Origin of the sequence: Sulfitobacter sp. SH22 (assembly GCF_965641905.1) — a bacterium.
In the GTDB taxonomy this organism is placed as follows: domain Bacteria; phylum Pseudomonadota; class Alphaproteobacteria; order Rhodobacterales; family Rhodobacteraceae; genus Sulfitobacter.
On sequence record NZ_OZ282573.1, the window covers coordinates 445,901 to 465,574 of the forward strand.

The 19,674-nt window shown below is 56.5% G+C and carries 15 protein-coding genes and 2 pseudogenes; 5 read left to right on the top strand and 12 right to left on the bottom strand.

What is annotated here, in order from left to right:
• Window positions 1–3: 3 nt before the first annotated feature.
• The gene (locus ACSQ13_RS04290; protein ID WP_295512771.1) at window positions 4–648 is read right to left on the bottom strand and encodes an OmpA family protein; all 645 of its coding nucleotides are present in this window, start codon (window positions 646–648) and stop codon (window positions 4–6) included.
• Between the two features lie 46 nt (window positions 649–694).
• The gene (locus tag ACSQ13_RS04295; protein WP_295512769.1) at window positions 695–2,122 is read right to left on the bottom strand and encodes a hypothetical protein; all 1,428 of its coding nucleotides are present in this window, start codon (window positions 2,120–2,122) and stop codon (window positions 695–697) included.
• A 37-nt stretch (window positions 2,123–2,159) separates the two neighbouring features.
• Here ACSQ13_RS04295 and ACSQ13_RS04300 point away from each other — a divergent pair, with 37 nt between their 5' ends.
• The 4 genes and pseudogenes from ACSQ13_RS04300 to ACSQ13_RS04315 all read left to right on the top strand — a co-directional run bounded on the left by ACSQ13_RS04300 (window position 2,160) and on the right by ACSQ13_RS04315 (window position 6,958).
• Complete coding sequence (locus ACSQ13_RS04300; RefSeq protein ID WP_295512768.1) at window positions 2,160–2,351, top strand: hypothetical protein; 192 nt, start codon at window positions 2,160–2,162, stop codon at window positions 2,349–2,351.
• Between the two features lie 107 nt (window positions 2,352–2,458).
• Window positions 2,459–3,204, top strand: a pseudogene (locus ACSQ13_RS04305) (IS6 family transposase).
• A 229-nt stretch (window positions 3,205–3,433) separates the two neighbouring features.
• Complete coding sequence (locus ACSQ13_RS04310) at window positions 3,434–5,860, top strand: sulfatase-like hydrolase/transferase (protein WP_176251182.1); 2,427 nt, start codon at window positions 3,434–3,436, stop codon at window positions 5,858–5,860.
• A 390-nt stretch (window positions 5,861–6,250) separates the two neighbouring features.
• Window positions 6,251–6,958, top strand: a pseudogene (locus tag ACSQ13_RS04315) (IS6 family transposase).
• 55 nt (window positions 6,959–7,013) lie between these two features.
• On the opposite strand, the gene ACSQ13_RS04320 reads toward ACSQ13_RS04315, so the two are convergent.
• Genes ACSQ13_RS04320 through ACSQ13_RS04360 form a run of 9 tightly spaced genes read right to left on the bottom strand, consistent with a single transcriptional unit; the run spans window position 7,014 to window position 17,228 of the window.
• Entirely contained in the window at window positions 7,014–8,576 is a 1,563-nt protein-coding gene (locus ACSQ13_RS04320; protein ID WP_295512977.1) for a flotillin family protein, read from the bottom strand.
• A 13-nt stretch (window positions 8,577–8,589) separates the two neighbouring features.
• Entirely contained in the window at window positions 8,590–9,396 is an 807-nt protein-coding gene (locus ACSQ13_RS04325; protein WP_295512976.1) for a coniferyl-alcohol dehydrogenase, read from the bottom strand.
• A 1-nt stretch (window position 9,397) separates the two neighbouring features.
• Window positions 9,398–10,864 (bottom strand): aldehyde dehydrogenase family protein, encoded by a 1,467-nt coding sequence (locus ACSQ13_RS04330; protein ID WP_176251116.1) that lies wholly within the window; start codon window positions 10,862–10,864, stop codon window positions 9,398–9,400.
• Between the two features lies 1 nt (window position 10,865).
• On the bottom strand, window positions 10,866–12,011 hold the full coding sequence (locus tag ACSQ13_RS04335; RefSeq protein WP_176251117.1) for an ABC transporter ATP-binding protein: 1,146 nt from the start codon (window positions 12,009–12,011) through the stop codon (window positions 10,866–10,868).
• A complete protein-coding gene (locus ACSQ13_RS04340) occupies window positions 12,004–12,735 on the bottom strand; it encodes an ABC transporter ATP-binding protein (RefSeq protein ID WP_176251118.1) in 732 nt (243 codons plus the stop codon). Before ACSQ13_RS04340 ends, ACSQ13_RS04335 begins: the two co-directional genes overlap by 8 nt.
• A gap of 1 nt (window position 12,736) precedes the next feature.
• On the bottom strand, window positions 12,737–13,672 hold the full coding sequence (locus ACSQ13_RS04345; protein WP_176251119.1) for a branched-chain amino acid ABC transporter permease: 936 nt from the start codon (window positions 13,670–13,672) through the stop codon (window positions 12,737–12,739).
• Entirely contained in the window at window positions 13,669–14,535 is an 867-nt protein-coding gene (locus ACSQ13_RS04350) for a branched-chain amino acid ABC transporter permease (RefSeq protein ID WP_176251120.1), read from the bottom strand. Before ACSQ13_RS04350 ends, ACSQ13_RS04345 begins: the two co-directional genes overlap by 4 nt.
• A 57-nt stretch (window positions 14,536–14,592) precedes the next feature.
• Window positions 14,593–15,792, bottom strand: coding sequence for an amino acid ABC transporter substrate-binding protein (locus tag ACSQ13_RS04355; RefSeq protein ID WP_176251121.1), 1,200 nt, complete (start codon window positions 15,790–15,792; stop codon window positions 14,593–14,595).
• A 50-nt stretch (window positions 15,793–15,842) separates the two neighbouring features.
• Window positions 15,843–17,228, bottom strand: a complete 1,386-nt coding sequence (locus ACSQ13_RS04360; RefSeq protein ID WP_295512975.1) for an aldehyde dehydrogenase — start codon at window positions 17,226–17,228, stop codon at window positions 15,843–15,845.
• Between the two features lie 281 nt (window positions 17,229–17,509).
• Between ACSQ13_RS04360 and ACSQ13_RS04365 the strand changes: the two genes are divergently transcribed.
• Window positions 17,510–18,292, top strand: coding sequence for a helix-turn-helix domain-containing protein (locus ACSQ13_RS04365; RefSeq protein ID WP_295512974.1), 783 nt, complete (start codon window positions 17,510–17,512; stop codon window positions 18,290–18,292).
• A gap of 287 nt (window positions 18,293–18,579) precedes the next feature.
• Here the strand turns inward: ACSQ13_RS04365 and rlmF are convergent, their stop codons facing one another.
• Window positions 18,580–19,506, bottom strand: a complete 927-nt coding sequence (gene rlmF / locus ACSQ13_RS04370; protein WP_295512972.1) for a 23S rRNA (adenine(1618)-N(6))-methyltransferase RlmF — start codon at window positions 19,504–19,506, stop codon at window positions 18,580–18,582.
• Window positions 19,507–19,674: the final 168 nt, after the last annotated feature.

The window sequence follows — 19,674 nt, forward strand, 5'->3', positions numbered from 1 at the left end:
GGGCTATTTGGGGACAAGAACCAGTTGCACCCTGCGGTTTTGCGGCCCCAAAGGGTCTGCCGGGTCTTTCAGGCGCGAAAAGCCGATGCCAGAGGCGGCAAAATTCTCTTGGGACAGGCGGGCGCTGGCTTGAACTAAATTCGCCACCGATTTTGCCCGCCGTGCCGACAGTTCTTGATTGTAAGCGGCCGATCCTTTGGCATCGCTATGGCCGACAAAGAGGAACGTATAATCCGCAAAGCGTTCGTCCCTGAGCACTTCGGCCAATTCAAACAGTCGGGTCATCTGATCGGGGCGCACATCGTCGGAATTATAGTCGAACAGAATTTCCATATCGATCGACGGCAACGGTCCAGCGCTTTGGGATGTGGTGGTTGCGGGCAAAATGGCGGTGCCGGCATTGCTTTCAACCTTGAGGTTCACAACATCTTCCAGTGAAAAATCAGACCCGGCCTTGAGGTCCGAATTCGCGCATCCCGCTGCATCCAGCAAACACTCACCAAAGCTGGCGGACCTGGCTTTAGGGGCTGCGGTAGCCGTTGGCGCAGGCTCTCCCAGATCAAATTCCTCTAGGGAAATTGTCGATTGGGCATGCAGGCTGGTGGCAAGGAAACATGCAGTCAGGCCAAGGATAATCGGGTGTCGCATTTTATACCTCATCATAGTTCAAAATCTGCATGCCCATAGCAGGGTGTCACTGGTAGAAACTTTGGAAAAATTCGGTCTTATTCATGGGTTTTTCATCCAAAAAGCAGAAACGGTTTCCGCTTGCGGGGTTTTTCCAGCACGCGATCAACGGGTCATTGTTACCCATATTGCGCGCTATCCGGTCGATGATATTGCGATGCGCCACATCATCCTTTGAAAAAAACACTTCTCTTTTGGTCTCAAGCCCGTTGAGCAGGTGCACAGCACGCCCATCTTTGGTGGCCCCGTTTTCAACCACGGTTTTTGCCCCCGATGGCCAGACATAAATATCTGTTTGGTGCTCGTTCAGGGTAATGTCGTCGAGCTTTGCGCTGCGCGACAATGTGCAAGGGTCGTTGTCGAGCAAGCTGGTTTCCTTGAGAACAATGCAGCGTCCGCTCAGAAGCTGGCTGCGTTCTCGTGTGGTGTCGCTGCGCAGCTCGACCTTGTTGTCGTCAGCCAGCGCAAGGCTGGCGATCTTAACGTTTGGATCATAGGTTTGGTAGGGCCAGATATGAACGTAATTTGCGGTAATGCTGCCATATCCCGACGGGGTGCTGCGCCCTTTGTCACCGGGCTTTAGCGGGTGGAATGTCGCTGTGCAGCCCGTAGTACCTTCTTGCTGAAAGCCGTCTTGCATCGTGCCGATCCAGTGGTCGTTATATCCCCGTTCAAATGAAATCTCGCTGCTCGAGGGCATGGAATACCATGCTTTGTCATCTGCGGCGTTATCAATATGGGCACAAACCGTGGCCAACCCCGCCTTGGTCAAGCGAGCCGGTTCAATTACCGGGGCAATTGCAATCCGCCAGCGGGCAGCCTCATCAATTGTATCAATCAGGTACATATCCTGCGCAGGCGTGCCCAACATTACGGTGGCCAGCGAGGTTGGGAAATTCACCTCCAAAGACATGTCCAACACCGCCGCAACGCTTTTGACCGCGATCAGATAGGCCCGTTTGACGGTGCTTTCGTCATATTCGCCTTGAGGCACGCCCAGATCAGGTGCGTGAAATCCCAGTTTTCCCAAAGGATGCACCACCCGGTTGGGCTGATCGGCCATATCATTTTCATAGCTGGCCAAGCCCCCCATGAAGGCAATAGCACAGGCCGAAAGGCAAGATTTTCCGCGCCCCACTGCCGATCCGATCTGGTTGTCATGCAGCAGTTTGGCAAGTGCGACACCTTCGATCAATGAGCCACCAGGGCTGTCAAAGCATACGCGAGCCTTGCCGGCTGACAGATCATCATTACCGTCTTGAAACTGGGTAGAATAGCGATTTTGCTCGATCAAAGGGCGCAGTTTTTCAACATCACCTTTCTCAATCGTGCCAGATAGCTGCGCAATACACCCCATAACCGGTTCTGGCTGCGCGCTGACGGTCGCCGCTTGGGCATTGATGCCGCCAAAACACAAAGCGACAGTCAGGGACATCAATTTGCAAAGGCGGTGTAGGGGGGGCATATCCGTCATGAAGGCTCAACAATTTGCAAAACAATACCATAAGCATTGGGAATTCTCGCAAATATTGCAAGGTTTAGATGATTTGCGGGGATTTGCCCGCCACAGCCACGCAAATAAAACTGGCGCAAAGGCTGTTTATGATGACTTTTTTGATGGCGTGGATGCCCCCAACTACCGGCATCTTGATATGCCATTATGAGGCACTGTCAGAAGAAAACTTGTGAGGCGGGCAGCGCGAGCACTTAGCTTGGCGCTGTCAGAAGAAAATTTGCTGAGGCGGGCAGGGCGAGAAATTAACGTCGCTGGATGACAAAATGCTCCCCCTTTCGGTACTTCAAGACGAGCCCCGAGATCATCCGTCTGGCCGTGATGATGTATGTTCGGTTTCCGCTTTCGCTTCGGAACGTGGAGGTTCTTTTGCACGAGCGCGGCACCGACATCAGTCACGAGACGGTTCGATTTTGATGGAACAGATTTGCCCGATATTTGCCGCTGAAATTCGCAAGAATAGGGCTGGCCAGATGCGCGCATATTCAAACTGGCAGTGGCACCTGGACGAGGTGTTCGTGAAGATCAACGGCGAGACGCACTATCTTTGGCGGGCCGTGGATCACGAAGGGGAAGTTCTGGAAAGCTTTGTCACGAAGCGCCGTGATCGCAAGGCAGCATTGAAATTTCTCAGGAAAATCATGAAACGCCGTGGTCACGCACATATCTTCGTCACCGACAAGTTACGTTCCTACGGCGCGGCGATGAAGGAGATCGGCAACGCTGATCGGCAAGAAACCGGCCGCTGGCTCAACAACCGGGCGGAGAATTCACACCAGCCATTTTGAAGGCGAGAACGGGCCATGCTTCGCTTTAGACGGATGCGAACCTTGCAAAAATTTGTCGCCGTCCACGCCTCAGTCCACAACCATTTCAACGTCGAGCGCCACCTTTACAGCCGATCCAATTTCAAGCTGAACCGTGCTGCCGCTCTGGACGAGGTCTCTGCACCGCCTGACAGATTGAGGGTGCTAAAGAACAGAGACTGGTTCGCATTTGTATGACAGCACCACCCAGATTGCTCTACTGCACACTCTGCGTGTGCGGCTGCCGATGCTAGTGCGCAGAACATGGCGTCTCAACAACGTCAACTAGGGTGTACCCGAGATTCAAACACATTGATATGTATCAATATCATCTAGTAAAGACGTTGATATGTGTCAAAGTTGCCGAGTTAAGGTGACGCTATATCCATAGCCCTAGGCCCAAGTTGGACAAAGGATTCTGCTCTGAATGACACAAATGCGGACCGCGCTGATGGACCATCTGCTCCAAGGTTGGCAGACATGTCGCGCTCAGCGCAGCCTTATGCTTGGTGCGGCGCTGCTTCTGGCGGTTTTTGTGACCCTATTTCGCGGGTGGGTCCTGTCCGGTGACATCCCTGAGGGTGGCCCCATCTGGTGCCTTCTTTGGCTTCTGGCTGCAACCCACGAGGACTATCTTGTCGTTGGCCTCTTGCTTGCGGCGGGGGTGATCGTCGGACCTGTTTTGCCCAATGGGACGGCGCGCCGGATCTGGGGCTGGATATGGGTGACATTGGCCCTTGGGCTTCTGGTTCTCGGCTTTACGAACATTTTTGCCGTGCAGATCCTGGGAGGGCCAGTGATCCGGGACTGGATCGTGTATTCCGACATTGGCAACACCGATGTGATCCTGGATTCGGTGTTCTTCATCGCCACGTCGTCCCGGATTTCGACCCTCGTGGCGATAACAATCGTTTTTCTATTGGGTGCATACGGGTTGCGAGCCAACTTCGTCGCAACGCAGAACTGGCTTGTTTTGCCCGTTGTCTGGATCGCGCTTCTTGGCCTGCCGATTTTGATGCCGACAGTGGCGATGGGCGTGGGGGGCGGCAAGTTGGCCAACCCGCTTCTGGCCCTCGTCGGATCGTATCTGGGTGCGTCCGACACGCCTCTCCTAGGCTTATCGGACGCGGCGCGGCGGCAAGATCCACCCGATCTCGGGATTGCCGATCCGATCACGCGCCCCGAAGTCGCCAGCGGTACGATCCGCAATGTCGTCGTCATCGCCATTGATGCGGTCTCGACCCGCTATGTTCAGGGATTTGAGGGGACCTATCCGAACACGCCGAATATCCTGCGCTACCAATCCGAGGGGATGCGGTTCGTGAACGCCTACGCCCATGTGCCAGCGTCAAACTTCTTTCTCGTGACATTGCTGGCCGGTATTGTGCCCGAGCTGTCGCGCGAGAGCATGACCTTTGAGCAAAGCGCGCTGGATCTGCACACGCTGTCCCAGGCCGTCTCGGCACAAGGGTACAGAACGGGCTTCTTCAACTCGAGCGACAACCGGTTTCAAAATACCGAGGCGTTCGTGAAAGATGCCGGGTTTGATCTTGTCCAGGATTATCGGAACTGGACCTGTGAACAAGGTGTTTATGAAACGAAGGAATTTGCGCAGCAATTCCTGAACACGTCGAACGATCATTGCACGATCAATGCGCTAACAAACTGGATTGGCAGCGATCCCGGCAGCCCGTTCTTCGCCGTCATGCGGACGGGGATGTCACACTACCCCTATTATCCTGGCGACGATCCGCAGCGTTTTGTCGAGGACACTAACCGGAACAATTACATCAACGCCATTCGAGTGAGCGATGCGGCGTTCGGACAGCTGATGGCGTTTCTGGAAGAGGAAGGACTGGCGGAGTCCACGCTCGTGATCGTTCTGGGTGATCATGGCGAGGCCTTTGGCGAACACGGCACGGCGGGGCATGCTTCTGGCATCTATGAGGAAAACGTGCATGTGCCTTTGCTTTTCGTGAACCCGGTCGCATTCAGCGGTGAACAGATCAAGCAGATTGTTGGTCTTTCCGAACTGGCACCGACCATCGCCGATCTGCTCGGGATGCCGCCATCCCCCTATTGGCAGGCCCGGAGTGTGTTCGCCCACGGCAGAGCCGATGGTGTGTTCTTTTTCTCGCCCTGGAACGGGTTTCCCATCGGTTTCCGGCAAGGCAGTCGCAAGTTCATCTACAGCGCCAATACCGAACAGAGCTCGCTGTACGATCTTGAACAAGACCCGGGCGAAACCGTCGACCTCTCCCTTCAAGACCCCGATGCAGATGCCGAGGCGCGGCAACTTGTGGCCGAGTGGATCTCTTATCACACAGGCTGGATCGAACGCGCTGTCCGGGAGCGATCCGCCTTGGCGGGTACAAGTGCGGTGCCCGAAGGGCCAGGGCAATTGGTTCTCTATGCCTCGGGTACGTCCTACCTGTCGCCGCCACAAGCCGACATCTATCTTGACGGGGCGTATCTGGGTCGGGCGACCGTCACGCGTGCGCCCTCGAATGCGGAAAACGCTGTCCCTGTCGAGCAGGTGGCAGCCGCGGTCTCGACCTTCCGATTTGACGTTCCTGAAATCCGGTGCTCCAGCCAGATCGAGATCCGGTTCGTCAACGATGAATGGGAAGGCGAAGGACAGACCGGCGATACCGATTTCTATGTCGCGGGGCTTGAGTTCGCCGGCCGAAGTTATGCGCCTGGCGAGTTGCATGCCCTGGCTGAACGTGTCGGAGGATTACGGCAAGGGTATTTCACCTTTTGGCGCAACGGGGCCGCCAAACTTGATGTGTTCCTGCCAGCTGCATGCGTCAGCGAACAGCTTGCCGACACCAATGTAGTATCTACGGAGTGACCCGGAAGGTCTTGTTAGTTAAAACCAGCTTGAGGCAAGCTGATCGGTTTCGTGGCGTAATCGGGTGACAAAACGCTCCCATTTTCGCTCCATCTGAGCTTGGCTCAGCCAATATAAATTACTCATCAAGCCCCCTTTGGTTCGGGGACAGTGAATCATGCAGGTCGCGTAGCCTCAAGCCGACTAATGGGTCCTGAGCCTAGCTCAAAAGTACCATCTTGAGCGGCACGTCGCATGCGGTTCCGCCGCAGCTTGACTACAGAATACGGGTTGAATGCCAATCCAATTGGCTAGTGTTCATTCCCATTTGCGGCATTAGGCTATCCTCAGGCAGGCACTGTCAGAGCAAAATCGGTTGAGGCGGGCAGGGCGAGAAATTAACGTCGCTGGATGATAAAACGCTCCCCCTTTCGCTGTTTCAAGACGAGCCCCGAGATCATCCGTCTGGCCGTGATGATGTATGTTCGGTTTCCGCTTTCGCTTCGGAACGTGGAGGTTCTTTTGCACGAGCGCGGCACCGACATCAGTCACGAGACGGTTCGATTTTGATGGAACAGATTTGGCCCGATATTTGCCGCTGAAATTCGCAAGAATAGGGCTGGCCAGATGCGCGCATATTCAAACTGGCAGTGGCACCTGGACGAGGTGTTCGTGAAGATCAACGGCGAGACGCACTATCTTTGGCGGGCCGTGGATCACGAAGGGGAAGTTCTGGAAAGCTTTGTCACGAAGCGCCGTGATCGCAAGGCAGCATTGGAATTCCTCAGGAAAATCATGAAACGCCGTGGTCGCCCACATATTTTCGTCACCGACATGCTACGTTCCTATGGCGCGGCGCTGAAGATCATCGGCAATGTCGACAAACAGGAAACCGGCCGCTGGCTCAACAATCGAGCCGAGAATTCGCACCAGTCATTCAGACGAAGAGAGCGGGCCATGCTTCGCTTTAGACGGATGCGAACCTTGCAAAAATTTGTCGCCGTTCACGGCTCAGTCCACAACCATTTCAACGTCGAGCGCCACCTTTACAGCCGATCAAATTTCAAGCTGAACCGCGCCGCTGCTCTGGCCGAGTGGCGCGGTCTCTGCACCGCCTGACAGATTGAGGTTGCTGAAGAACGGAGACCGGTTCGCATTTGCCTGACAGCACCATTTAGCGATCATTTTCTGGCTTTTGGTCTGTCTTTGACAAGGTCGCATCTACATTGACGCCTATACGTTCTCCAAGTTTCTGTAAGGCGGGCAGGGAAACAGCCATATCCATGATAGCCTCAACGGTTTGATTGATCGGCGAGGTCGCGCCTGCGCCGGCTGTACGCTCAAAGCCGCTCATCTGGTTGATTGAAATCCCGGTGATCTTTTCCGCAGGCTTGACCATTTCGGCCAAAATTTTGGGGAGCGCTTGAAGCCTTGCGAGTTCCAACTCCATCGCAACTTGCGCCTCGGAACGCGCGTTTTCTGCATTGATCTGGGCAAGGCTCGCTTCTGTTTCGGCCAGCTTCACTGCCTTGAGCGCCTCTGCTTCTTCGCGTTTGGCAGCCGCCTTGTCAGCCGCTGTCGCCTTGTCACTGGCGGCCATGATTTTTGCGCGGGCGGCTGAGGCTTCTGCCTGCTCCTGCGCTGCAATCAAGGCCAGCGCCTTGCGCCTTTCGGCTTCGGCCATTTGGCGCGCGGTCTGCACAGCCTCGGCTGCTTTCACGGCATCGATACGGGCAGAGTCTGCTTCGGCATGCGCGCGGCTTTCTTCTTGGGACTTTGCAGCAAGGGAAATTGCACGGTCTTGTTCGGCCATTTCAATAGCGAGCGCCTGAGAGATTTCGGCAGTTCGCAAAGTCTGTTCCTTGGCAATATCTGCCGAGGCAATATCCTGCTCCATCTGAATGCGCGAATGCGCGGAAGCGCGTTCGCTGTCTGCTTTGCGTGCCGCGATTTCCGAAAGCTGCGCGGCGACAAGGGTCTCTATCTCTTGGGTCTGGGCGATTTCAGCACGGCGTTGATCAAGGTTGATCTCAAGTTTGCGCCGCTCGGAAACCATAGCCGCGCGTGCGACGCTAACCTGACTGTCGCCTTCGATTTCGGCCCGTTCCTTTTTGGACTTTGCGATCACTTCGGCCAGTTTGCGCATACCGACGGCATTGAATGCGTTGTTTTCGTCAAGCGCTGCAAAAGGGGTCTGGTCCAGCGCCGTCAGGGATACGGAATCAAGCTGCAAGCCGAAGTTTGCCAGGGTGTCTGTCAAGGCCTCGCGCACCTGTTTGACAAAGCTGGCGCGGTTTTCGTGCAGTTCGTCCATTGTCATTTGGGCGGCCACAGACCGCAGTGCATCAATCATCATGCCATCTATAAGACCTTTGAGCTGGTCGGGCTGAAAAACCCTTTTGCCCAAGGTTTGTGCCGCACGGGTCACGGCATCATCATTTGGTGTGACGCTTGCATAGAACTCGGCCCCGACATCGACGCGCAGGCGGTCTTTGGTGATCAGCGAGGATTCACCGGATCGGGCAACGTCCATGCGCAGGGTTTGCATGTTCACGCGGTTGATCTCGTGGAAGAAAGGGACCGCGAGCGTGCCGCCGTCGATGATGACGCGCCTGCCACCAAGGCCGGTGCGCACAAGTGCGACTTCGTTTGTTGCGCGTTCGTAAAAGGACGCCGCCAGGGCGATGATGACCGCCGCAACAATGAGAATGATGATGATCCAAGCCAGTGCAGACATGAGTTGGCCTCCCTTATGATGACAGCCCGTGCATGTCGCACAGGATGTTTGATGACATACCGCCGTCGGCGGGAATATTGGTGCCGCGGATCCATGTTGTCATGTCAGACAGCAGGAATGCGACGATTGGTGCAAGATCTTGTGGTGTGCCGGGGCGGTCCATGATGCGCGCATCTTCTTCGGCGCGTGCCCCCAGGGTTTCCAGAAAATCGCCCAGGATGGGTGTATCGACCGGACCAGGGCTGACGGTGTTCATCCGGATGCCCCGATCCCGCCAGGTCCAGCGGTTTTGCATGGTCCATGCGATCAGCGCTTCTTTGGAGAAGAAGTAGCTGCGCCCGCCTGCGTTGGTGATTTGGTGGTCCGACGCGAAGCGTGCCGCGTCGTCAACATGGACGGTCTCGCTGGCGCGGATCGCAGGAATGGCATCCGGCCAGCCAAACCCCGCAAGCGAGGCAAGGTTTACGATGCTGGCCCCGTCGTTCAGTTTTGGCAGGAGCCCAAGCGTCAGATGTTTGAGGCCGAACAGGTTCACCGCGAGCACCTTGTCAGCCGGGGCTGTTGGCGGCAGGCCTGCGATATTCGCGATCCCGTCAATGCCTTTTGGCAGGACATCAATCAGCGCATCAATTGTCGCGCCGTCTGACAAATCAGCACGGTAGAATTCTTCGACATGGTCAAACCGTTTGGTCAGATCAATGCCCAAGACCTTCGCGCCCATCGCGGTGCAAACCCGCGCTGTCTCTAATCCGATGCCGGAGGCGGATCCGGTCACAACAATCGTTTTTCTCTTCAACAAGGGTGCGCGTTCCCAGCTCATCTTAAAATACCGGCGGGAAGGGGCGACCGCCACGGTCAAGCGTGATCCAGCGCGTTTCGGTGAAGGTTTCCATCGACCATTTGCCCCCGTGTTTGCCCACGCCAGACGCTTTGCTGCCGCCGAAAGGCACATGCGGTTCGTCGTTCACAGAGGAACAATTGACATGGCACATGCCCGTTTCCAACTTGCGCGACATCTCGAGCGCACGGTTCTCGTCGGCGGTGATAATGCCGGAACTCAGGCCATATTCGGTGTCGTTGTTCAGCGCGATGGCTTCTGCATCGGTCCGGAACGGCACAACGACGGCCACAGGGCCAAAGGTTTCATCCTGCCAGACTGCCATATCAGGGGTCACATTCGTCAAGATGGTAGGTTCGACGAACCGGTCCCAGACGCGACCGCCCAGCACAGCTTTGGCACCCTTGGCGAGGGCGTCTTCGATCTGGAACTTTACGCGTTCAACTTGCCGGTCATTGATGAGCGGACCGATTACGTTGGATTTGTCCGCCGTATCGCCTGTCTTCAGCTTTGCTGCGCGGGCGACGAACTGGCGGAGGAAGTCCGGGTAGATGCTTTCATGGACGAGAACCTTTTCGACGGACATGCAGATCTGGCCTTGGTGCATGAAGCTGCCGAAGCTCGCCGCAGATGTCGCGCGATCCATGTCGGCGTCTTCCAGCACGATGAGGCTGTCCTTGCCGCCGAGTTCGACGCAGGCTTTCTTGAGATGCGCGCCAGCTTTGGCCGCAATTTGGCGACCTACAGGGGTGGACCCGGTGAAGGAAATACCTTTGACCTTTGGGTTCTCGACCAGTTCATCCCCCATTTCAGAGACCCGGTCACGCGAGCAGGTCACAACGTTGAAAACGCCCTTCGGGATGCCAGCCTCTTCCATGACCTCGGCAAAGAAAAGGCCGCCTGCATAGGGCGTGTCTTCGGAGGGTTTCAGGACAATTGTGTTGCCCGCAGCGAGCGGGAAAGCAAAGCCACGGGCGGTCAGAATGCCGGGCATGTTCCATGGGCTGATCACGCTGACGACGCCCATGGGCACACGTTCGACCATTGAGACCTTGCCATGTTGCGAGGGCAGCATCTCACCGATGGCATTGTAGCACATAGCGGCAGCAGCCCGGAAAACATCCGGCACATAGCCCGCCTCGAACATCCCTTTGCCGAACCAGCCGCCGCCTTCGGCTTGGGCGGCAGCGACGTAGTCCATCTTGCGTGCTTCCCACACGTCGGCGGCCTTTAGCAATATCCTCGCGCGATCCTGAAAATGCAAAGCCGCCCATGCGGGAAAGGCGGTTTGGGCTGCGGCAATGGCTTCGCGTGCCTCAAGGCGTCCGCCTTCGGGGATGCGGGCCCAGACGTCGCCTGTGGACGGGTTGATGTCATCGAACGTAGGGCCGGACGACACCCAATTTCCACCAATGAACATCCCTTTTATCTGCGTCTGGGAATCAAGCATCCTATTTCCTTTCAAAGCCACTGCCATCGGGCTGGCGGCGATACACTTCAACGCGCGGGGCGCGGTAGACTTCGATGACGGGGCGCGCTTTGGGCTTTGGCGCGTGGTCCGGTGCTGAAGGCGCACCATAGCGGTTTTGCAGTGGTTCCACTTTCGGGCGCTTGCGGGCGTCGCGCGCGCCGCGCTCAATCTCTGCAAGGGTTGCCGCCAGACGATCCTGCGGGATTTCAGCGTCTATCGGACGCGTCGGGTCAGGGCGCTTTTGCGCTGCGACAGTCACACTTTGACGGCTGGCTGCGGCAACAAGATCAGCCACGGAGCGACCCAAAATCACGTCAGCCGATTGCGTTTGCTGACTGCGGGGGCGGATCGTAAATGCCTCTGTCACCGTTTGGGGCATATCTGTCGCGGGTTCTGGTGTGGTCGCTTCTTCGCTGCTGCCGACGCCGAGATAGGCAGCCTGCACTGCCGGATCACGCATCAGGTTTGCGGCGCTGTCTTGATGCACAACATGGGCGTTCTCGATCAAATAGCCCCGATCCGCGATCGCCAGCGATTGCTTGGCATTTTGTTCGACCATCAGCACCCCGATGCCAAGGTCGCGAACCCGCGCAAGGTTTTGAAACAGCTCTTTGGACAAAAGCGGCGACAGCCCAAGCGAGGGTTCATCCAGCGTCAGGATTGTCGGATTAGACATCATTGCGCGCCCGATGGCGACCATTTGCTGTTCGCCGCCTGACATGGTTCCGACGATCTGGCCGGAACGCTCGGCGAGCTTGGGAAACAAGCTATGGACACGTTCAAGCGTCATCTTTTCATCATCGCGTGCCCGCGCCGTATAGGCTCCGAGGGTGAGGTTCTCACGCACAGTCAGATCAGGAAAGACACCGCGGCCCTCGGGGACAAGCGCAAGGCCCGCATCAACGATCTTATTGGCGGCAAGCCCTGCAAGATTGGTTCCATCAAGACGAATGTCACCGGCAACGACCCCCTCACAAATGCCGCTGGCGGCCTTGAGCAGTGTTGATTTGCCCGCCCCGTTGGCCCCAAGGATGACGACGATTTCACCCTTGGCGACGTTGACGGACGCATTTTCCAAAGCGCGGTGCTGGCCATAGCGGACGGTTACGTTTGACAGTTCAAGCATCGTCGTCCCCCAGATAGGCGCGAATGACCTCTTTGTCGGACAGGACTTGCGCGGGCGTGCCTTCCGCGATCTTGGTGCCTGCCGCCATGACGACACAGCGATCACATAAAGACCGGATTGCATCCATGACGTGTTCAACCAGAATAATCGTTCGGCCTTCGTTGCGTAGTGACTTGATCAGGGTAATGCCGATCTGCAGTTCGGTCGGGTTCAGACCCGCGAGCCATTCATCCAGCAGCAACACTTTGGGATCGCCGGCGAGGGTTCGAGCAAGCTCGACCCGTTTGGTGTCGATATACGTGAGCTGGCCAAGCGACATGTCGCCTTTTCCGCCAAGCCCTACCTTTTCGAGTAGTTGTTCCGCATGGTCCTGCGCATCCTGTCCCCACCGGCGACGGTGGCCGAACACCGCCCCCGCCACAACGTTCTCGCGGACATTCATGGATGGCAACAATCGGACCAATTGGAAGGTCCGGCTGACACCTTTGCGGTTGATGGTTTGGGCCGGAAGGCCCGATATCCGGTTCCCCCAAAGTGATATGTTGCCCGAAGTCAGCGGCAGCAGGCCTGATACAAGGTTCAATGTGGTGGATTTACCAGAGCCGTTCGGCCCCAACAAACCGACGACCTCGTGTTCGGCGACATCGAAGTCCATGGCGTTGACAGCAACAAGGCCGCCAAAGCGTTTGGTCACACCGCGCAAAGAGAGGACAGGTGTTGCCATGTTATGACCGCTCCTTTGCGTTGACACGATACATGATTTTGTCGAGCAATCCCACGAAGCCACCCGGCAGCAGATAGACGATGACCAGGAAGGCGACGCCGATTACCAATGTGGTTTGATTTGGAAAATTGGAGGAAACCGCCTCAAGCAAGAACGTGAAAGGGATCACGCCGACCAATGGACCCCAAAGCCGGGATGCCCCCCCCAGAAGCGCCATGATCACCACCTGGAACGAAAGGATCGGCGCAAAGGCAAGCGATGGTTCGATGTAGACATAGCGCGGCGCAAGGATCGCGCCGGTCATGGCCGCGACGGCTCCGGGCACCATAAAGAGCAACACTTTGGCGCGGGCGGTATTGATGCCTGAATGGTCTGCGACGGTTTCGTCATCACCGATGATGCGCAGGGCAAACCCAAGGCGCGAGCGTCCGATCAGCCAACCTGTCAGAAACACAACCGCAGCAAGACCCAGAAGCCACCAATAGATGCCTGCTTCGTCGAGGTCCGTCAGGACGTAGAGACCTTTCTGGCCGGTATTGTTCTGCACCCATGTGATGACCTGCCGGACCAGTTCTGCCAGCCCGAGCGTGAAGATCACAAAATACACGCCGGAGAGGCGCAGCGTCGCGAGACCGACGAGTGCGGCCAGCACCGCACCGATCAGGCCCGCAAGCCCCACCAGAGACCAAAAGGGGAGGGTTTCGATGCCCAATCCGGTCACATAGGTGCCCACCCCAAAAAAGGCGGCAGTGGCCAGGCTGATGTAATGGGTCGGGCCTGAGAACAGCGCCCATGACGTCGCAAGCGTCGTGAACATCGCAATCGTCACGCCAAGCCCCAGCCAATAGCCGTTGTCGCCAAACGGCAGGAGCGCGCAGATCGCAAAGGCCAGTGTGGCAAAGCAGAGGTTGCGAATATCGGTTCCGGTCAGGCTCATGTCCGCTTCTTTCCGAACAGGCCCTGTGGGCGGAACAACAGGATGCCCAAGAACATGACATAGGCGGCGGCGAGGGTCAGACCGGGGTCAAGGAGGCTGGCGACGATCGTTTCAAGAATGCCAAGCAGCAAAGCGGCGATGATCGTGCCGCGCACGTCGCCGACGCCCCCCATGATCACGATGATCAGGGCTTTGAGGGTGAAGACCACACCCGTCGACGCATCAAGCGTCAAATAGGTCGAGATGAGTGCGCCGCCCACGGCTGTTACTGCGCCGCCAAGGGCAAAGGCGAGTGCCGAAAGGTTCTTGACGTCAATCCCGACCAAACGGGCCGACGCCGGGGCCGTAGCAATGGCGCGGATCGACAAACCGGGGCGCGAATGGTTGAGCCAAAGATAGAGCGCGCCGCAGATCAAAACCGCCATGACAAAGGACAGCACACGGTTCGCGCCGTAGGTATTCCCAAGAAGTTCAACAGGCACGGCCATAAAGCTGTAAGAAAAATAGTCGCCGCCGAAAAAGCTCAGCATCAAGCCGACGCCGATAAAAGATAGGCCAAAGGTCGCAAGGATACTGTCGGTCTCTAACTGCCCCCGGTTCTTGGCGCGATTGACCAAAGGTTGCAGCATCACACGGTAGATCAGCCAGTTCAGCGCAAACGCCAGCGGGGCGACCAGAAAGATCGTCAGGATCGGGCTCAGCTGCGTGGAGGTATAGGCGATAAAGGCGAAATAGCCGCCTGCCACCAGAATTTCACCGTTGGCCAGATTCATGATCCGCGCAACACCGTATTGCAGATTCAGGCCCATCGCAATCAGCGCATAGGTGCCGCCCAGCAAGATACCTGTGATCAGAATGTCCAAGGGGATGTTCCTTTGTTGATCGGTTTGGGGCGGCGCACAGGCCGCCCCGTTTGGGGATTACTCCCAGCCTTCTTTCAGGATGACAGGCACAGTGCCGTCGCGACCGCGCGAGGCGACGCCTTTGAACACACCACCTTGCCACTGACCCACGGTCCAGAAATCAGGGTTCGAGTTGTTTTCGTCGAAGCTGATCGGACCAAGGATCGTGTCAAACGTGCTGTCCTTGAGGTGGGCTGTCACAGCTGCGCGGTCCAGACCAACAGCTTCGATTGATTGCGCCAAAATCTCAAGCGATGCGTATGTCGTCGCAGAGGCCCAATAGTCGGGCTTTGATCCGGTCACGGCCTCATGCGCCGCCGCGTATTCCATGAAAGCCGGGCTTTCAGGGTTTACACCACCAGCACCCAAAACACCTTCGGCAGCAGCGCCAAAACGGGCACCATATCCCGGGAACGGGGTGGCCACGGCAGTATAGAACGCCTTGACGTCAAGGTTTTCGATCATCGCTTGTTCGGTCAGCCCAAAAGTATCCGGCGGATAGGACCATGCGATAAAGGCATCGGGTTCAGCCGCTGCCGCACCTTTGATGACAGGCGACAAATCCTGTGTGCCAAGCGGATAGGATGTTTCATAGACGATTTCGAAACCAGCCTCTTCGAACAGCGGTTTGGCGGCAGTCGCCAATTCGATCCCGAACGCATCGGCCACGTTGACCATGGCCACTTTGTCACCCATCTGACCCGCATCGCGCATTTCGCCGAGAACTTTGACGACATCGGCGGCAAGTGCGGTGGTTGTGCCCAGTGTGAAGAACATATTCGGGAACTTCGCGGACAGGTCCGCCTGCTGGTCGGTAATGGCCGACACCGCGATCTGTGGATAGCCGTAGCGATCAAACAGCGGGGCAGCAGCAAGGTTCAAACCAGTCCCATAGGGTGCGATAATAAAATGTGCGTCGTCTTGTGTTGCCAGACGCTGCACGGCTTTGATCGTCTCGCCGGGGTTGGTCTGATCGTCATATTCGATCAGTTCGATCATCATTTTTTCGCCATCAACGGTCAGGCCGCCGGCTTTGTTGATCTGGTCGACCCATAGATAGATCGAAGGCCACTGCGTGACTGTCGCGCCACCAGCAAGCGGGCCGGTTTTAGGCGCAACGGCACCAATGCGAATTGTATCTGCGCTGGCAGCACTTGCCGCAAAGGCGCTTGCGATTGTCAAAGCACTGACAAGTTTCAAAAATGGTCTGCGGTTCATTGCGTATCCTCCATTTTGCAATTGATCGTTTGGGCAGGTGCCCGTCTTCTTCAAAGTGTTGGTGTCTGTCCTTCTTGATGGGTGGCGATCCAACGCAGTTCAGTAAATTCGTTGATTGCCTGTTCGCCGCCAAAGCGGCCATACCCACTGTTTTTCATGCCCCCAAACGGCATTGACGGATCATCATGCACGGTCGGTCCATTGATTTGGACAACGCCGTATTCGAGCCGGCCGGCGATTGCCTGCGCGTGATCAAGGTCTGTGGTAAAGACTGCTGCGTTCAAGCCGAACTCTGAATCATTGGCGATCGATACGGCTTCTTCGGCGTCATGGACCCGCATGATGCTGGCCAACGGCCCAAATGTTTCTTCTCTGAAAATGCGCATATTCGCGGCAATCCCATCCAGTAATGCGGGCTGCATGACACAGCCATCGATCTGGCCACCCACCAAAAGCCGCGCACCTTTTGATACTGCGTCTTCGATTAACCCCTTCACCCGTTGGGCAGCGTCTGCAGAAATCATGCGGCCCAGAACGGTCACCTCCTGCACCGGATCAGCAGCTTTGATTTGCTGTGTTCGGGCCTGCAGTTTTGCCACAAAGGCGTCGGACACTGACTTCACGACAATGATCCAGTCCGTAGACATACAAATCTGGCCCTGGTTAAAGAAGGCACCAAAACAGGCGGCTTCGACAGCGGCATCCAGATCGGCATCGTCCAATACGATCAACGGCGCTTTGCCAGATAATTCAAGCAAAGCAGGTTTGAGATAGCGCGCCGCCTCCATGGCGACATCGCGCCCGACACGCGTGGATCCGGTAAAGTTGATCCGCCGAATACACGGGTGGGCAATAAGCTGCACCATTGTGTCGTGGGCGTCTTCGGCGTGGTTGACGATGCACGTCAAAACGCCGCCAGGCAATCCGGCGCTGTTGAGGATTTCAACCAGATGTTTGTGCGTCTTTGGGCAGTGCTCCGAGCCCTTCATCACGACAGTATTGCCGCAGATCAACGCACCTGCGACCGCCCGCACCCCAAGCGCTATGGGGGCGTTCCAAGGCACCATTCCCAGCACCACACCCGCCGCTTGCCGGCGTAAGATAGAGTGTTTCCCCGTCAGCGGATCCACAAGCTCGCGATCCTCAAGCATCGGAGCGAGGCCCGCAACATGCGCAAGCATCCCGATTGCGAGATCGATGTTGAATTCGGTCCATGAGCGCGACGCGCCAACCTCTTCAGCGGCGAGGGCGACAAAGTCGTCACGATGCGCATCAAGTGCTGCCATCATTTTCTGCAAGGCCACGGCACGCTCTGTGACGGGCCAACGCGACCAAATTGGAAACGCAGACGCGGCAGCATTCACCGCAGCGTTGACCGCCAAGGTCGTCTCACTTGTGCCAGTTATCACACCAAGCTTGGAAGCCGGACGCTGCATTTGATTCTCCCCCCCTCAGCCCACGTGAACGAACCTCCATAAGTTCACGCAGCCGGCCCGCATGTGCGGCGCTAAATCAAACATAGACGAAAGGAGCAGTGAAAAAATATTGATATCCGGTCTTTTATTGTCAATATCTGGTTATGAAAAACAGGTTCAACGCATCTGCACCCCTGAGTGCACATCAAACGACGGTCCATGCTGAGGTTTTCCGCAGCGGGCTGGACGATCGGTTTTTGGGTGGATTGGTCAATTTCCCTGGCCGGACATCCCAATGTATTATGGTTCTGTCCGGCAGTGCTGTCCGTCTTACACCGGACGGCGAAGAGACGATCATCGGGCCTGTCATCAATTGGGGCCCTAAATCGCCCGATACGCGTGTCAAGGCACGGGCGGGCAGTCACGGCATTATCATGACCCTTGGTGATGCGACCTTGAGCAACGCCATCGGGCATAAACCCGAAGCCGCAGCATTGCGACTGATGTCCGCGCGCGAATTCACGCTCAGCTTGAACGCAAAGCCTGAAATCTCGCAAACGATCACAACCTGCTTTGATGCGATTTTCAAAGAACTGGATGCGGGGCAAACAGGGATGGAGACAGTGATCGAGGCCCAAATCAGGATCATGCTTGTGTCACTCTGGCGGGCTGGCGTGAATGAAATGATCGAAGATCAAAGCTACAAAGCGACAAATCTGACGCTCGAGAGGTTCCGCCATCTGGTTGAGGCACATTTGCGCGAACGCTGGCCGGTCCATCGGTTTGCCGCCGAATTGGATGTGTCACCGGACCGGTTGCACGACATTTGCACGCGGACATTGGGAAAGCCGCCACAACGTCTTATCCGCGACCGCCTGACTTTTGAAGCGCAGGCCTTGCTCCAGCGCTCGCATCAAACACTTGATCAGATCGCCGACCATCTTGGGTTTTGCAGCACTTCGCAATTCAGCGCGTTCTTCAAAGCCGAGGCAGGTGTTCCCCCGGGGTCATTTCGACGGGCAAGCACACAGCAAGGCGGCAACGCAAAATATACCCAAGTAGGCAGCTATGCCGATTGGCCGTAGGGGTAGAAACAAGCCAATGCCGCGCAGGACGCGCTTGTCCAAACTGACGACGGAGAATATGAAATCCGAACCCGCAAACTCTCGTTATGAACGAGGGAGCCTCGGAGGGCAGGTCATGGACTTTGTCACGGTCAGCAGCGGGTGGCGTTTGAAGCGCATTTCAACCCTGCTCTCTAGAGCCAGTCAAGCGAGCAGGGGCAGCGGGAATTTGATCAGGCGCTTGCCACCCTCTATGGCGTGGTCTTGTTAGGGTTGGAAGTTGCACCGATCACCGCGACCACCTCTCTCTATTTTTTCGCGCCATTCATGTAGAGAGAATGCTGGCTTTTCTTAATGTAAGTCCACGCAATAAAACGACTTGTTTTCTGCCCCTGTGCCATATCGACGACTTTGAAATCAGCAACCTTGGCCTTTCTCAAAATTCTGGAGAGCGGCTGGAGGTTGTCTTTTTTCGACACCAGGGAGCTGAACCAAAGGCACTGGTCGGCGAACTCTTTGCTTTGCTCAACCATGGTCGCGATGAACTTTATCTCGCCACCCGGACACCAAAGTTCGGCGTTCTGACCGCCGAAATTGAGCTTTGTCGAAGCGCCCTTGCCAAGGTTGCTCCACTTGCGTTGCGTGCCTTTATTGGCTTTTTCGATGGAGGCATGGAAGGGCGGGTTGCACAGGGTGATGTGAAACGCATCTTGCGGCGCGATTACCCCGCGAAAGATATTCTCGCGCATGTTTTGCTGTCTGAGGGTGATCTTCAGCTTGTTGAGTTCGCAAATCTGCCGGGCCGACGTGATCGCGGCGGGGTCAATATCGGTGCCGGTAAAGTCCCAGCCGTATTCGCTCTGGCCGGTGAGCGGGTAGACCAGGCTCGCTCCTGTGCCGATGTCCAACGCCTTGATACCGGGCCCGCGCGGGATTTCGTTATTGTTGCTGCTGGCCAGCAAATCCGCGAGATAGTGGATATAGTCGACACGACCGGGGATCGGTGGGCAAAGATAATTTGCAGGGATATCCCAGAAATTGATAGTGTAATGCGTCTTGAGCAGGGCCCGATTAAGCATACGAACCGCGGCTGCGTCTTGAAAATCAACAGTCGTCTGACCGACAGGGTTAGGGATCGTGAATGGCTCAAGCTCGGGTGAATCCGCCACGAGACGCCCGAAATCGTACCCTTCTTTGTGTTGATTGCGGGGATGCAGATTGGTTTTGGTGGCCATGGGGAAGCCTTCTTTGAGGTTGCTGTACGTGACTGGCCAGGCCGTTCGTTCGTCTTAATCCCTTAAGCGGAAATAGTAAAATTGTTAGGGGGTGACCGGCGGCGGGGTGCTGACGCGACAACGGGGCGGGGGCTTCAGACCAACCTTTTCAACACGGGGCGGGGTCTT